Here is a 14508-nt window from a genome sequence, read left to right as displayed (position 1 = left end):
CTATAACCAGGCATATCTTACGGAAAATTGTATGATACAATTTTCCGTAAGATGAAGACACCATCCTCTTTAGTGCGGCGACTATTTCTGTTGGAAGCCATCCTTTTATGGGAAGGCAGGCTTAATAACGCCCGTCTACGTGAGATATTCGACCTAAAAGGGGTGCGCGCTAGCGAGTGGATTCGGGAATTTCGCGATCTTCATCCAGATTGGTTAGAGTGGGATAATGTCACTAAAAGCTATCACGCCACGGAGACAGCCTTCACAGCTGCGCCAAGGACTGCTAAAGGGCATCATAACGTTTCGGCATCCTTGAACCAGTATCTGGCCTTGGTCGGATTGCCATACGCTTCAACAGAGCCTTCCCTCCATAGAGGAGCATGGTCAGCTTATCCAAGTATCTCAGCTCCAACCCCTCGCATTTTTTCGTCGATAACAGAGGCTATTCGGTTACACCGGAGAATTGAGATCAGCTATATGTCCATGAGCGATCCAGAGCCACACAAGCGAATAATCTCACCACATAGCCTGGTACAGGCAGGCCGACGCTGGCACACCCGAGCGTTCAGTTCAGAACATCAACAGTTCAGAGACTATGCGCTTGGCCGTATCGTCTCGGCTGTATTGCTCGACGACGATTCAGAAAGGGATGAGATAGATGACGTAGCTTGGGTGACCTATGTGCAGGTGCGACTCGTTGCACATCCAGAGCTGACTGCTGCACAAGAGTCCGTGATCCGATTTGAATACTTCAACAACACTGCGGCGCGCACTGATACTTGCCGAGGGGCTCTGGTTAACTACTTCATCCAGGATATACGCGCGGCTACGGATATAAAGAAACAGAAGCCGCCTGAGTATCAACTGGCAATTTCGAATATCGAGGAGGTGCACCCATGGCTATTCCCTGGAACATAACGTCTCGAAATGGAGTAGGCTCGGCTGCTAACCTGTTATTCGAGCGCTTGCCTGAGAGAATCTTCGCACCACTGGCATCGCCAAACCGTCAGCGATACTGGGCGCTTTTATGCACTTTGCATGCCAACCGTTTTGGCCCGGATGCTCCCCTACCACCGAGCAAGGGGTTCGCAGTTAGGGAAATACTACAGGACATCCAAGATGAGTTGCTGAGTCAGGACTCTTGGGAAAATGAGGATGGTCAGCCGCTAGAGACGGATTTTTCGGTGCGAGCGCACATGATATTCAACCGCCTGTCCGATAGTGGTTGGTTTCGCATGGAATCATTTGGTCTTGAGAAGCGCGTCACGATGCGACCTGCTGTGAGCAAGTTTCTCACCTTTATGGTGTCTTTTGCTGAGACCGGCCCTGTATTCGTCTCTGGCAAAATTCGTTCCATAGAACTCAACATCCAGCAAGTGCTTGATGGACAGGCAGATGGCGACACGCTCTCTGAAACGGCAGATCAGGCGCGGAGTTTGATGGAACATGTGCGCAACACTGGCACCACCGTGCGCGACATCATGGACTCACTGTCGAAAGAAACCGCTACGGCACAATATGTGCGGCTCTTTTTCAATCAGTATATTGAAAACGTCTTCATTGGTGACTATCGAGAGCTTAGGACAAAGGAACATCCACTTTCTCGCCGACCACAAATCCTCCGAGCAGTGGGTGAAATTCAGGAATCCGAACAACATCGAGCGCGTCTGATTGGCTGGTATGAGTCCAGGCGCTGTGCGGGCGATCGACGCCGGGCAGAGATGCTATTTGAGCGGGATATACAGAGGTTGCAGGATTTACGTCGCATCGACGAGTATCTTGAGCGCCTTGATGACGAGATCCGGATGGCTAACCGTCGAGCTCTCGCTTACCTCGAATATCGGCTACGCTCCCTGAGACCAGTCGATCACATGGTAAAGCAAGCAATTGAAGCCGTGTTGTCATCCAATGCCCAAGGGCTAGGTGACCCCTTCCCTGTACGGGTGTTAGTTAGCGGAGAAGCTTTAGCAGAGCCGCGCAAACATATCGAGCGCCCAGCGCCCTCCAATCTACGTCGGCATGTGCCATCTGAAAGAGAGTTGGCAAAGTCTAGGGTGATGTTGCGTGCGCAGCAAGCACGGTCTGTCTCTGCACCTAAACTTGCTGAATATGTACGCTCGCAACTGGACTCAAAAGAACATTTGTCCAGCGAAAAACTGAATATGGAGTCCGTCAGCAATGTGCGCAACTTTCAGGCTCTGTCGTCCATCAGCATGGCTATGAGCGCCGACAGCAGGCGGCTAATGCTTTCGGCGATGACACTAGCCAAGGGTTTCCGCGTACGCTTTACAGGCACATTAGAAACCCAGGGGAATGGAATTTCCGGCCGTCCCTTCATCGTTGAATCAAGAAAAGCCACTGCCGGATCTTCGGAGTCAAAAAAATGAGTCACTACTGGGATAATCTTTCCGCCCGCACCAATGGGCAACATACGTCGGAGGAGTTCGAGTCTGCAGCTTACCGACTTGTCGTAGAACAGGTCATTTATTATGCGGACCGTCATAGCCGCGCCACTTATTGGCTGATCGAGGGCTTCGAACGTGACTTCAGGGAAGCCCTCGCCCCACTGGGCATCACACTAGATGTCAACCGACAGTTGCGCTATGTCTATGCCAAGCCCCAGTACGCAAAGGCTGGCACGGCATCCGTGGCTCAGACTTTGCTCGCCCTCGTGCTGCGAGCACTCTATGATGAAGGCGCACGGCTTGGCCAATTTACCGATGATGGCGAGGTCGTCTGTGACTTAGTAGAGCTTGAAGAGAAATATCGTTTAATGACTGGGCGCGAACTGCCAGGCAAAGGCGAATTTTCCGAGCTGATGCGAACTATGAAGCGATGGGGAATTGCCAAAAAGTCCGACGAAAGCTTGGTACAGAGGGGGGATTCCGATCAGACACTGCCTTACGCCGTCATCATCCGACCAGCAATCGCTGACATCCTCGGAGAAATGGCATTACTTCGCCTCGCCCAATGGAAGGAGTTAGATCATATGCCTCGAATTGAGGATACTGAGTCGGAAGACGATCATGAGGTGACTGAATGAAAAAACTGGAAAAAATCCGTTTAGTCCAATTTTTCCTGTTTGAGAGGGAAGAGATTTTGGTGGATGAAATCACCGGTATTTTCGGACCAAACGCCAGTGGCAAAAGCTCGATGCTAGACGCGGTTCAGATAGCCATGCTTGGAGCAAATACTCGCAATTTCGCCCTGAATGCTCAAGCAGATGAGGAGCAACGCACGTCACGCACGCTTCGCGCCTACTGCCTGGGGCAATACGGAGAAAATGCCGAGGATAGAGCGCGAGACCATGCCACAACGTATATCTCATTAATCTGGCGAGACACGGTAACAGGTGCTCCGTTGACAATGGGAGTGTGTATCGGCGCCTCTTCGGATCGTGATGGTCATGACGTCCTTGGCCGATATTTGTTGCCAGGAGTCGAACTTCAGATGAGCGATCACCTGGAAGTAGTCGACGGGCGGGAGCGGCCCCGCGAGTGGTCAAGTTTCCGTCATCAACTGCGCGATAAGGAAAAGATTACTGGAGAAGATTCGCTATACCCAGATACCCAACGCTATATTAAAGCTGTACTGCTGGCACTGCGTGGTTCGGGAAATGTCCCAGAAATGGAATCGTTTGTCAGAGCTTTTCGTTTCGCCTTACGCATGCGTTTCGACCGCACCGTCGATCATATCGTCCGAAACGATGTGCTGGAGTCGCGCCCGACCAATATTAGGAAGTTCCGCGAGGTCACCGATACTTTTCGGCAGCTCTCTCAACTTGTTGCCGACATTGAGCGAAAAATCATCGATGGAAAAAAAGTAGAAGCCGAGTTCATTAAGGCGGCTGAGGAGTGCGGCCGCCTGGCAACATGGGATGTCATGAGTAAGATGACATCCTTAGAGATTGCAACAGAGGCCCACAATCAAGCCATCGACTCTAAAATGCAGGTCGAGGATGAGCAAAAGTCCAAGCGTGATGAGCTGAAGAGAGTGGAAGACGATATCTCTTCTGCTAGCCAGGAGGCGCTGCGATACCGGACCTTGAAGGAAGCTCATGGCGCACATAAAGATTATGGCGTCTTGCAGTCGAGAATTCAGGCTGACACGCAACTGGTACAGCAGAAAGAGAAGAGTCTTCGCAGCGAACTAAAGCTCGTTCAGAAGACTCTGGCGGAAGCTGCCAAGTCCGAAGTCCTGAAAGGACAGGCAGAAACCATGTCGGCTGCTGCAGAAGATATTCGCACTTTGGCCGAGCGGGAGCAAATCCTGACCAGCGACGACGTGGACACCACGATACGTCCAGCCATCAAGAGTGCGGAGCAGGCGCTTTCCGAAGTTCAGAGGCAAATGACTTTGCTTAACCAGCAACTGGAAGAATCCGACAAAAATCACAAGGACTTACAGGCATCACTAGAAAGGGTCAAGGATGGACGACCACAACTGGCTAATCATGTGCAAAGATTACTCACCGAGCTACAGGATCACGGTCTGCATCCAACGCCAGTATGCGACTTAGTCAGAATCATTGATTTAGAGTGGCAACCGGTGATCGAGTCCTACCTGAACATCAATTTGCAGGCTTTATTGGTCGAACCCAACGAGGAAAAGGAAGCTTTTCGTATCTATCGCGGCATGAATGGCCAGCGAGCGGTCTACGGCGCGAAGATCGCCATGGCGAGCCGACAGCAGACAGGGCGAAATACAGAACCCGGCACTGTTGCAGAACTGATTGAGGGAGACCACCCAGCTGCCGTAGCCTTCCTTCGCCGTCAGCTTGGCGACATCATGCGAGTGACAACGGATACAGAGGCGCTCTCCGGAAAGAGAACTATGACGACAGACGGCATGCTGGTTTCCGCCGCTGATTTCGAAAAGATGCGACCAACACCCAAGAGTAGTTTTATGATCGGAACAGGTAGCCCCGCTCATATCGCAGCTGTACAACAAGAAGTTGCCGCGGCGGCTTCCATAATATCTGCTATCAAGAACGCTATTCGAGGTCTGCAACCGTTGATAGATAGTCTGCGCCTTATTGCCAATGAGGATTTGATCGTCAGGTCCATGACGGAAACGTTGGTCGAAATGGATCGAGCGCAGCGCGAAGCGTCGTCGAATGCCTCGCTGTTGGAGGGCATGGCTGATGAAGAATATGTCCGTATGGGACAGCAGGAACAGGAATGGATAAACAAAGCATCCGAACTTAGCATTATAAAGGATAGCCTTAACCGAGAAGTCGGTAAGATCGAAGAAAAACTCATTCAGTTGGTTAAGGATGAGGAGCAGGCTAAAGAGAGAGTTCAAGCTGCTGTAAATGCGGCCGAGGAGGCTCGGAAGAACCCAGAGTATGACCACGAATATTGGCTGTCTCAATGGGATCGAGTAATTGAAATGTTCGACGATAAGCTGCCGGAAAGGGTGACACATTGCGATAAGCAGCGGGAACGTGCCAAAGACCGTATGAATGACTCCATCGTTCGTGGCATGAAGGAGTTCGGCGCATTCCTTACGAACTACAAGGAACAGACCCTGACGGACACCAGTGAATGGCGGGATGCACACAAATGGCTTGCCGAACTGCTTCAGCGTCTTGAGAAGACAGAGCTTGCCGGTTACAGCAAAGAAATGGATGCAGCATACCGTACCTCGCAGGAGACATTCCGAAATGACGTTGCGATTGCGCTGAATGACAACCTTGAATGGCTCGGAGACACTATGAGTCGCTTGAATGAAGTCCTGAGCAAATGTCCATCATTCTCGAATGGCGAGCGTTACCGCTTCCGTCGCGTGGTAAAACCACACTTAGCGTCTTTGCTCAAGTTTATCAAGGATGTGGCGGCCTATGGCCCGACGCAAGACCTGCTGGGCGGTGCGGGAGATTTGCCGCAAGAATTCAAGGAATTACTAAATGAAAAGGCTGCTCCAGGTGCGGCAGGCATTAAGAGTCCGTTGGATGACTATCGAGAGTTCTATGACTTCGATATTGAGATTCTGCGCGAAGATACTATCACAAAAGAAAACAAGGTCGTGGGTCACCTCAGCAAACGTCTGGGCCCTGGATCTGGCGGCGAACATCGCTCTCCCTTGTATGTGATCGCCGGTGCCGCACTTGCCTCGGCGTACAGGCTGGATCGTGGAAATCATGACGGGCTGCGCCTGATGCTGCTAGACGAAGCCTTTAACAAGATGGATATTACTAACATTGTTGCTACCATGCGCTACTTGGAGCAATTAGGCCTGCAGGTATTTATGGCCAGCCCAGGAGAAAATCTTGGAATTCTTACTGCGTTCCTGCGGCGATATTATGACATATTGCGCGATCCTGAAAATAACACGGTCAGGTTTGAAGGGCACAACGTTTCTGAAGAAATCCGCATCCAATTCAAGGAAGACTTACCGGAATTCAACCCTAATCTCGTCGAGCAGGAAATAGAAGTCATGCGAGCAGAGGCTATTGCAATGGCGAGGCAAAGGGAGTTGGCTGAGTAATGGATACACTAGCTCACTCCCTGTTAAGCAAACTACTCTCTGCCGCTGAGATGTGTAATGCGGGTCGAAGATCACGCCAGGCGGCATTGACTGAATCAACCCTGGCTGAATATCGCGGCTTTTCCTCACTACCAAAAAAGGAATCTTTCGAGGAAACAATGCGGGCTGCGCGGGCCGAGGGAGCCGTTGAACTTGTCTGGGATGGAAAGAAGTCCGGTGAAGGTTTTATCAAGCGAATTAACCTTGTCGACAGACGAAATCTAGCAGCCTTTCTGGGAATCCGTCTTTCCGACGACAAGGTCGATGAGGCAAGGGAGCATTTGCAGCCATTCGTTGCCGACTACCCAGTGTTAGAGGAAGTTATTGATCGTTGGAAAAAGCTACGTAAGGTGAGAAGCCTTGGGCCGGAAAAATATCAGGATTGGATGGATGCCATTCGCACGATAGTGGCATGCCAAAACGCCCCATCTACCCAAACAATGTCCTTGCCTGTGCGAAAATTCAGCAGCCAATTGTTTAAAGACAGCAAGCGTATAGAGAAGCTGATTGCTCCATTGGATGTTTTGCTCGTTGGAGGGTTAGATGGTGATATTCGACCAGAGTCCGGCGTCTTGCAGGAACTTGGGCTTTTCCGGGAGGAGCATCCCGCCAGACTTGCTGGGAATGTGATTATAGAGCGTGAACGCGTCACAGCTTGCCTGGATCAACCATACAGTGGATTACCGGCGCAAACGGTCCTTCGATTAGCCAGCACTCCAAGTATGGTGATGACCATCGAGAACCTTACTACCTTTCATAGCGAGGCACGCCAGCGATGCGATGAAAATGTGCTGCTGATCTACACTGCCGGGATGCCATCCCCTGCTTGGCGAGCAATGTACCGTAGATTGCTTGGAAGCCTTTCAAATGATGTACCCCTGTATCATTGGGGAGATGTGGATGAAGGTGGATTCAGAATTGCCGCCACCTTGGCCAGCGATGCTAACTCAGCTGGATACAAACTGTTACCATGGAAGATGCACCCTGATGACGTTCCTAAAAATGTGAGGCGAAAAGCTACTCAGCATACATTGGCACAAATCAGACACTTTTCTGCAGTAGCCGGATGGTCGGAACTAGGAGATGCAATTAGTGAAGCTGAGTTCGTTGTTGAGCAGGAAAGTCTATAAATGTACTAACTAAGCATTTGCAGATGCTTAACACTCAAGGTAAATGACGCCAAAGCATCAACGCTGATCGCGACAATACCGGGGCCTGACCGGTACGTCATTCACTTAATTGCTTCGTCAAGCGTTGAATTTTAGGCTTCTGCTAGTGCGTCGAAAAAACATGTGCTGAATGTCATTTCTTCTCCCAAGTGGTTGGCAGGGTATGCTCAGGTTGGACACATTGATCGCAAACCCATGTATTTCCTTGACGATCGAACCCAAGCTCATAGGAGCTGCCTGGACGTTTTAAACGGAATCCGTTGCTTCCACTTGCTGCCACCTCGTATTTAATTGAACCACTGTCAGAAGAGATCGTTGCCTCTTTGTTGTTTATTTCAAGCTTGAGTTTTGGATTAGAAATTGACTCATATGTCTCTTCGATTTTATGACTGCATCCTGTGCACAGAATAAGAAAGGTCGCCGCGAAAGTTCCCAGGTATGTAACGCTTTTCATTTTATTCATACTTTTAGTGTTTCGATTGTGATTAATGGTGCGTGCAGATTTGCATGTTTCTCACAAATACTGCTTCTCGTGATCTATTTAAATTTAAATGTAATCTTTGCGAAGAATTGAGTTGGGAAAATACAGTTTATCGTCTTGCTTTTCTTTCAACGCTTTATCTCTAACGGCAAAAACAAATGAAAATATAGCTGAACGGGTTAATTGAAGAAGTCTATTAAGATGATTGAGGAAGTCTTTTTCCTGAATAAAGACAATTTGGCTCATAAAATCATAAGATTTATAGATATCACTAGGCGTTTCTGTTTTATGAATCACAACAAATTCATGTTCTAAATCGTTTCTTAATTTTTTAAGAAATGACCATTCACCATCTTTTCTATCGTTCAAATCTGTGGCAATACTGTACAAGGCTAATAGGCCCGGATTTTTAATGCTATTAAACTTTGCTCTTCGATTATCTCTGTCTAATTGCCAAAAACTCTGAAAAGAAACGCTATCATTCGGCGGATACACGTCGAATAACTCACAAATCGCCACTCCGATTTTATCCAATATACCAAAGCATCCTCTAAACGCAGTTCTGAGTTTCTCTACATCGATACCAAGCAATTCATCGTTGAGTAGCTCTGAAAAACAAGAGTCATGAAGCAATTCATCATCAGGTTCTTCGGATAAATAGCCATAATACAAATGTCTTGCAAATGAAAACTCTGATTTCAATCGATTGAGTACCATTTCCATGGGTACTACAAAGTCACCAACAACCCCGGACAAAGTAGGGATCGTTAAATTATCTCTGGCACTGCCCGCGCATGCGCAATATAGACCATGCTCCGATAAGGTCAGGTTATGCGCCAAACAAAATTTTCTGTAATCGCTTAAATCGTTGTATTCAGCTTTTGTTTTATCTAAGTCATGCGGATCGTATTGGATATTATCTCTTCTGCAAGCCTCAGTAAGCTCAGATTGAAAATATTCAATTTGCTGTTTGTAATAATCCAGCCATGGCGGTGGAATTTCTGGAGAAGATAATATTTTTTCATACCCATTTTTAACTTGTTCCAGCATTTGTATGGAGTAAGAATTACTGACCGTATTAAGCATCATGAGCGTCCTAGATCTATTTATCCAGGATTGAGGAATATCCAGCTGCAGAAGATTCACATCATCATAGCAAGCCAAAGCTTCAGATAATCGAAATTGTTGATTCAATGCATTGCCTAAATTAACAATAAATTTTGGATCAGCACGAGTGTGATGCGATTGCTCGTAAGATTTGATGGCTTTCCAGAGTAGTGTTTTTACTTCGATAAGCTGTTCAATCGTCGAGAAAGTATGATCAAAGGGATTTTTATTTTCTATTAAGTTGAATTTTCCATTGCTCAGGTTATAAAAATAATGATGCTCTCCAATTTGTTCAGCGATTTCACTAGGATGAAGCATCAAAATATCCAACCCTTTTTGTGCTGAGATCTTGCAGGGTTTCATCGCACCTATATCTATATATATCGATGCGAGATTAGATAAGACTGTGAAATAAATGGCATTTTTATCAAGATAGCAAATAATTGCATATAGCGCTTCAGCACCGTTGAATGCTTCATCAAACGCTCCCATGCTTACCATGTCAGAGAGATGAGCCAGTGTAGCGTCTATCTTTTTAAGGTCCATTTAATTCCCAATCGAGATGAATAGCGGTAAGCTTGAATAGATGTGCACAGAGTATTATCAAATAGGTATCTTTAACTTGATGCTTTGGAAAATTCAATTAAATACTCTGAGTAAAGTTCACGAAAATTGCTTCCTGCATGACTCTTATGAATACCACGATGTGCGAGTTGTATTTGCATCGTGACCGCAGAGAACGCATAGATTTCATCATCGTCATCAATATTAGCGGCCGTTAAGCAATAATCAATGCGCTCCAAAGTTGAGGGATGTGTTTTAAGCGAAACAAATTGATCTTCGTTTTGAAAACCTTGCAATGCCAATATGGCAGCGGCGATGCCATAAGTTCGTTTGCGAGTCTCTTTTGAGTCCGTGCATTTATCAAGAATCCATTTCGTAGCTTCCAAATCAGCATCTTTTTCTTCCACGATCGTACAAGGTGAAGATAGCGCCTGGTGATTTAACCGTAGATGCGCAAGTTCGTGATGAATGATCCAGGCGATGGCACAAAGAAATAATTCATTCGCAGCATGAATATCACTAAGCGGTACAGGATATCGAACTGGTTGAGGAAGATCGGCAGGCCAAAGCTCTTTACCGCTGTTCTGGATATTATGGCCAGCCCAATTCAGAAGCTTCATTGCATTGAGTCGACGATCTGATCCACCAGTGTCAAATGTAGTAGCGTCGCTTTTTTGTGCCAGACCGTATTCATGATAAATGACCAAGTGAGCATGGCAACTTGCCCAGAGAAACTCGAGCGCTGCTATGCCAATGATGATTTCATTCTTATCGAGTAGAACTCTGATATTAAAATCACGCTCATCGACAAGAGATAATTTAATATTTCTGGAGTCGCGAAATTCGGCCAGCTCATGATTACGTTCAGGCGCAATACGAAAGGCGCATCCAGCAATCGCATTTTCAAGAGTTAAGATTGGAGAGCGCGGAGCGTTCATTTTTTGAAGTGACTTGTATTAAAGTTAGAACACTTTTATTTTAATAGGTCATTGGCTATGGGCATTTTTCCGCGTTTTTTGTGCATGTACTCCATTAAGCCGTAATGCCATGTATTTAATCATAAGGCCACTATGCATTAGTGACCAAAAGAAGTTTTGCAACCGCTACCACATCACGTTTAAATAATATTAAACCCGCTTCTGCGGGTCTTAATATTGCAATTTATGAGGACATCAATTGCAGCTTTTGAGGACAAAGTTGCAACTTATACTGTCGCTCACAACAAAAAAGCCAGCGAAGCTGGCTTTCTCTTATCCGCACTTACTATCCCCGCAGTTCAAGCAAGTCATACATCCATCCATCAATATGCTTGCTTTGGTATTACACTTTTTGCAAAGCTGCGCCCCTTTGGGGAAGCCTTCGTCGTTTGATTCTTCACCCGACTTGGCGTGTTTTTCCAGGTATTCGGCTTTTTTCTCTTCTACCAGTTTTTGCTGGTGTTCGTCTAAGCCTGGTTTTTTAAGCATGCCGATTTCTTGCAGGTGTTTTTCGACCACTTCACCAATCTCGGCCACCAGGCTAGGCACAAACTTGCCGCCTTTTTTGAAGTAGCCACCGCTAGGTTCAAACACGCTTTTGAGTTCTTCGACCAAGAAGGTGACATCGCCACCTTTACGGAACACGGCGGACATGACGCGGGTGAGCGCGACGATCCACTGGAAGTGCTCCATGTTTTTGGAGTTAATGAATATCTCAAACGGGCGGCGGTGCTCTTGTGGCGTGCCTTCGTTCATGATGACGTCGTTGATGGTGATGTAGAGCGCGTGCTCGGTCACCGGCGTTTTGATCTTGTAGGTGTTGCCCACGAGCATGTCTGGGCGGCTCAAGGGTTCACCCATTTGAATGATGTTTGTGACAGGCGCTGCTGCGGCCTCGGCTGCTTTTTTGTCTTCATCGGTCACCAGTTTGTATGCGGTGATTTTTTTGTCGATTTTGATTGCCATGTTGTTCTCCTGTGGGGTCTTTTTGGCGTTCCCATTCCTTTGTTTTCTGTCATTCCATGCTGGACATGGAATCCAGCGCCTTTGCTTTAAACCTTGAGCCACTGGATTCCGACTTTCGTCGGAATGACGGCTAAAATTTCAGATGGTTGCCGTCGCGAGCGAAGCCAGTGCCAGGCAAAAAACGGTTTTAAACCGGAGTGTACAAGCAAGTACATGAGGATTTAAAACTGCTTTGTAACGCCGCAATGGCGAGCGCAGCAGTCAAACACTAAAATTTTCCGTAGTAGCCTTCTTTAAATGCATCGAATAAATTCGCCGCCGTATGAATCTCGCCATCGTACTCAATCTCTTCATTCCCCTTGGCTTCGATCTCGGTGCCATCTTCGAGCGTGAACTTGTAGGTGGTGCTCTCTAAGTCTTTCTCGGTCACCAGCACACCTTGGAACGCTTCAGGGTTGAAACGGAAGGTCGTGCAACCTTTGAGGCCTTTGTCGTAAGCGTAGAGGTAGATGTCTTTGAAATCCTCAAAGTCGTAGTCGGTTGGCACGTTGATGGTTTTGGAGATGGAGCTATCAATCCATTTTTGCGCAGCGGCCTGAATATCCACGTGGGCTTTGGCCATGATGGTGGATGAATCTAGGAAGTAGTCTGGCAATTGCTCTTCTGGCTTGTCGCTGAACGGCATGGCGTTTGGGTTCACCAGTTCACGGTAAGCCAGCAGCTCGTAGCTGAATACGTCGACTTTCTCTTTAGACTTTTTGCCTTCACGGATGACGTTACGCGCATAGTGGTGGGCAAAGCTCGGCTCGATACCGTTGCTGGCGTTGTTGGCCAGGCTCAGTGAAATGGTGCCGGTAGGCGCGATGGAACTGTGGTGCGTAAAGCGTACACCCTTGGTCGCGATCTGGTTACGCAGGCCTTCTGGGAACTGCTGCATGTAGCGGCTGTATTTACCCAGCAACACTTTACCGGCTAGTTTCTGGCCGACCTTGATGCCGTCAGCGGCCATTTCCGGGCGCACGCGTAGCATGTCGGCGGTCACTTCAAACTTCTCGTCCATGATCGGTGCCGGGCCTTTTTCTTCAGCCAGTTGCACGCCGACTTCCCAGCCCACTTCGGCCATGATGCGGGTCACTTCTTCAGTGAATTTCACTGAATCTTCATCACCGTATTTCATTTTGAGCATGGTCAGTGTTGAGCCCAGGCCCAGGTAGCCCATGCCGTGACGGCGTTTGCGGGCGATTTCCTGGCGTTGCTGCTCGAGTGGCAAACCGTTGATTTCAACCACGTTGTCGAGCATGCGGGTGAACACAGCCACAACGTTGCGGTATTCGTCCCAGTCAAAATGCGCGTTGTCGGTGAATGGCTCGCGCACAAACTTGGTCAGGTTCACTGAACCCAGCAGGCAAGCGCCGTAAGGCGGCAATGGCTGCTCACCACAAGGGTTGGTGGCGCGGATGTTTTCGCAGAACCAGTTGTTGTTCATTTCGTTGACGCGGTCGATCAGGATAAAGCCGGGCTCGGCAAAGTCGTAGGTGGAAGACATGATGACATCCCACAGACGGCGCGCCTTGATGGTTTTGTAGATGCGACAAGCCACTTTACCGGCTTCGGGACCTTCGGTTTTGGTCAGGTACTTGCCTTTGATCGGCCAGTCGCGCCACACCACTTGTGACTCGTCGTTGACATTGAGGCCATCAATAATGGCTTCTTTTTCAGTCACCGGGAACGCCAAACGCCATTCGGCATCGGCTTTGACGGCTTCCATAAATTCTTTGGTGATCAGGCAGCTCAGGTTGAACTGGCGCAGGCGGCCATTTTCACGCTTGGCTTTGATAAAGTCAGTCACGTCTGGATGTGAAATATCAAAAGTCGCCATTTGCGCGCCACGGCGGCCACCGGCAGAAGACACGGTGAAACACATTTTGTCGTAGATATCCATAAAGCTTAATGGGCCAGAGGTGTAAGCACCGGCACCCGCGACAAACGCGCCTTTTGGACGCAGGGTAGAAAACTCATAACCAATGCCGCAACCGGCTTTGAGCGTCAGGCCAGCTTCGTGCACTTTGCCCAGAATATCGTCCATGCTGTCTTCGACCACGCCAGACACAGTACAGTTAATGGTAGAGGTGGCTGGCTTGTGCTCTTGCGCACCAGCGTTGGAGGTAATACGGCCTGCCGGAATCGCGCCACGGCGCAACGCCCACAAGAATTTTTCGTGCCATTCGTGCTTTTTCTCTTCAGTGGTTTCGACGTCCGCCAGCGCACGTGCCACGCGGCTGTAAGAATCGTCCATGTCTTTATCTACATGCTCACCGGACTTGGTTTTGAGACGGTATTTCTTATCCCAAATATCGAGTGAGACAGGTTGCACTGGAATCTCCACAGCGACCTCTTCTGAATGGACTTTCTTTTGTTCAACTGCTTTCAGCATCGAGTTCTCCCACCTTGGTGTTTCTTATTAAATTGATAACGCGTTGTGCACCGGAAAAACCCTGCGGTAAACAACGCGTTGCAACGAGACCGGCCTGTGGCAAGCGTTTATACGCTTATTTTGCCGCACGCTATGGCTTGAGCAGCGGCGCCGGTCAAACACAATATCTTGTGTTGCTGGCAATAATTTATGCCTATAGCTTGTTGACGTCAATGCTTTTTTTGTGATTTTTTTTGTGGGGTATGGCTTGCATTTTTTTGAGTATGAAAGAAACAGGCGCCA

Annotated in this window: 10 protein-coding genes; 5 read left to right on the top strand and 5 right to left on the bottom strand. The window is 48.3% G+C overall.

Going from position 1 to position 14508, the window contains the following annotated elements; translation table 11 throughout:
* Positions 1-27: 27 nt before the first annotated feature.
* Genes ACJ67_RS01255 through ACJ67_RS01235 form a run of 5 tightly spaced genes read left to right on the top strand, consistent with a single transcriptional unit; the run spans position 28 to position 7658 of the window.
* A complete protein-coding gene (locus tag ACJ67_RS01255; protein WP_156171618.1) occupies positions 28-918 on the top strand; it encodes a YafY family protein in 891 nt (296 codons plus the stop codon).
* The gene (locus ACJ67_RS01250; RefSeq protein WP_049637545.1) at positions 897-2387 is read left to right on the top strand and encodes a Wadjet anti-phage system protein JetA family protein; all 1491 of its coding nucleotides are present in this window, start codon (positions 897-899) and stop codon (positions 2385-2387) included. The genes ACJ67_RS01255 and ACJ67_RS01250 overlap by 22 nt, the downstream gene beginning before the upstream one ends.
* Positions 2384-3043, top strand: a complete 660-nt coding sequence (locus tag ACJ67_RS01245) for a DUF4194 domain-containing protein (RefSeq protein ID WP_049637544.1) — start codon at positions 2384-2386, stop codon at positions 3041-3043. The genes ACJ67_RS01250 and ACJ67_RS01245 overlap by 4 nt, the downstream gene beginning before the upstream one ends.
* Positions 3040-6489, top strand: coding sequence for an SbcC/MukB-like Walker B domain-containing protein (locus ACJ67_RS14555; RefSeq protein WP_082163881.1), 3450 nt, complete (start codon positions 3040-3042; stop codon positions 6487-6489). The genes ACJ67_RS01245 and ACJ67_RS14555 overlap by 4 nt, the downstream gene beginning before the upstream one ends.
* Positions 6489-7658 (top strand): Wadjet anti-phage system protein JetD domain-containing protein, encoded by a 1170-nt coding sequence (locus ACJ67_RS01235; protein WP_049637543.1) that lies wholly within the window; start codon positions 6489-6491, stop codon positions 7656-7658. The genes ACJ67_RS14555 and ACJ67_RS01235 overlap by 1 nt, the downstream gene beginning before the upstream one ends.
* 172 nt (positions 7659-7830) lie before the next feature.
* On the opposite strand, the gene ACJ67_RS01230 is transcribed toward ACJ67_RS01235, so the two are convergent.
* The 5 genes from ACJ67_RS01230 to ACJ67_RS01210 form a co-directional block, all read right to left on the bottom strand.
* Entirely contained in the window at positions 7831-8160 is a 330-nt protein-coding gene (locus ACJ67_RS01230) for a hypothetical protein (RefSeq protein ID WP_156171617.1), read from the bottom strand.
* 84 nt (positions 8161-8244) lie between these two features.
* Positions 8245-9831 carry an LA2681 family HEPN domain-containing protein gene (locus tag ACJ67_RS01225; protein WP_049637541.1) on the bottom strand — a complete coding sequence of 529 codons (1587 nt, stop codon included), beginning with the start codon at positions 9829-9831 and terminating at the stop codon, positions 8245-8247.
* Between the two features lie 71 nt (positions 9832-9902).
* Complete coding sequence (locus ACJ67_RS01220; RefSeq protein ID WP_049637540.1) at positions 9903-10787, bottom strand: phage exclusion protein Lit family protein; 885 nt, start codon at positions 10785-10787, stop codon at positions 9903-9905.
* A gap of 312 nt (positions 10788-11099) precedes the next feature.
* Complete coding sequence (locus ACJ67_RS01215) at positions 11100-11792, bottom strand: NrdJb (RefSeq protein ID WP_049637539.1); 693 nt, start codon at positions 11790-11792, stop codon at positions 11100-11102.
* Between the two features lie 268 nt (positions 11793-12060).
* A complete protein-coding gene (locus ACJ67_RS01210) occupies positions 12061-14226 on the bottom strand; it encodes an adenosylcobalamin-dependent ribonucleoside-diphosphate reductase (RefSeq protein WP_049637538.1) in 2166 nt (721 codons plus the stop codon).
* Between the last annotated feature and the right edge of the window lie 282 nt (positions 14227-14508).

Source organism: Methylophilus sp. TWE2 (assembly GCF_001183865.1).
Taxonomy (GTDB): Bacteria; Pseudomonadota; Gammaproteobacteria; order Burkholderiales; family Methylophilaceae; genus Methylophilus.
The sequence above is the reverse complement of the archived record's forward strand: the minus strand, read 5'-3'. Positions and strand labels throughout refer to the sequence as shown.